Raw genomic sequence first — 1,481 nt, 5'->3', positions numbered from 1 at the left:
GAGACGACCCTCAGCCGCCCCGGCATGGTGCACGCCTTTCTGTCGCCCGGCGAGGCACGCCACCACCTCCAGCTCCAGCGGCAGATGGCGGACGGCCGCTATCCGCTCCCGGACGACGTCAGCACCGGCGCCGAGGCGATGGCCCTGGACCCCTCGCTGGCGCCGGAGGTCAAGGCCGCCTACCTCGTCCCCGGCGAAGGCGTCCTGGACCCGGTGGCCTTCGCCCGGGCCCTCGAAGAACGGCTGGCGGCCACCGGGGTGAAGGTCCACGAGAACGTGGCCGCGTCCGGCTTCCGGCGCGGGCCGTCCGGGGACCGGGTCACCGCGGTGGTCACCGACACCGGCGAGATCCCCTGCTCGGCCGTCGTCATCGCGGCCGGAGTGCGCTCCGCGGACCTGCTGCGCGAGCTGGGGCACCCCCTGCCGCTCCAGGCGGGCAAGGGCTACAGCTTCTCCGTGGACCTCGACCCCGCACCGACGCACACCCTGTACTTCGGCGAACACCGGGCGGTGGCCTCCCCGATCGGCGGCACCACCCGCATCGCGGGGACCATGGAGCTGAGCGGCAACAACAACCGGCTCGACTGGCGCCGGATCGTCGCCGTAGCCCGGGCGAGCCGCCACTACCTCGGGCAGTGGTTCGACGATCCCGACGACCTGGTGGCGCTGATCCGCGACCCCTGGGTCGGCGGCCGTCCCTTCCTGCCCGACGGACTGCCGGTCATCGACCGCGTACCCGGCCCCGGCAACGCCTTCACCGCCACGGGCCACGGGATGCTGGGCGTGACGCTCGGCCCGGTCACCGGCAGCGAACTCGCCGCCTACGTCGTCACCGGCCGCCGCCCCGCCGCCCTCACCCCGTTCCGCCTCGACCGACTCCGCGGCTGACGGCCCGATCACGGAGCGTTGTCAGTGCCCTCGGTTACGGTGAGTGAGCACTGAACGTCCGCGCTGAGGGGGAGTCATGGCGCACACCGACAAGGGTGGCACGCACTGCGGGAAGCCCACCGCGATCCGGGCCCTACGCAGGGAAGTGCCCAGCGTAGTGGCGCTGTTGGCGGCCGAGGACGACTTCGCGGCGATGCGGGCATACACGTCGTTCGCCTTCGACGACCACCCCCGGTACCTGCGGCGGATGGAGGCGCTGTTGCGGGCGCTGACGTCACAGGGCGTGCACACCACCGTCGCGCTCTTCGACCCGGTGGCGTACGAGGAGTACTGCGCGCACACCCGGCTCGACCCGGACACCCCCGCGAGCCGCAGCCGGTACACGGCGGAGGTGGCGTCCACGGGCGCCACCGTCGTCTACGAGGGCCAGCCCATCGACCAGCTGCTGCCGCGCCTGATCACCGTGGCCGAGGAGCGCGCCACCTGGGAGTACGCCTCGGCCGTGCTCGCCCGGGCGGGCGACTGCGGCGGCTGCGGCTGTGGGGACGGCACCGGCCGCGCGGGCGTTCGACCGCGCCGCCGCCGCGCTGCGC

At 73.9% G+C, this 1,481-nt stretch carries 1 protein-coding gene and 1 pseudogene; both read left to right on the top strand.

Annotated elements, in window-relative coordinates; translation table 11 throughout:
* A partial coding sequence (locus SSOG_RS05490; protein WP_039936649.1) for an NAD(P)/FAD-dependent oxidoreductase occupies positions 1 to 888 on the top strand: 888 nt, incomplete at its 5' end.
* Between the two features lie 76 nt (positions 889 to 964).
* Positions 965 to 1,481: pseudogene (locus SSOG_RS53290) on the top strand (hypothetical protein); the annotation flags it as partial.

It is taken from the genome of Streptomyces himastatinicus ATCC 53653 (assembly GCF_000158915.1).
Classification (GTDB): Bacteria; Actinomycetota; Actinomycetes; order Streptomycetales; family Streptomycetaceae; genus Streptomyces; species Streptomyces himastatinicus.
This window is presented reverse-complemented; position numbering and strand designations above follow the sequence as displayed.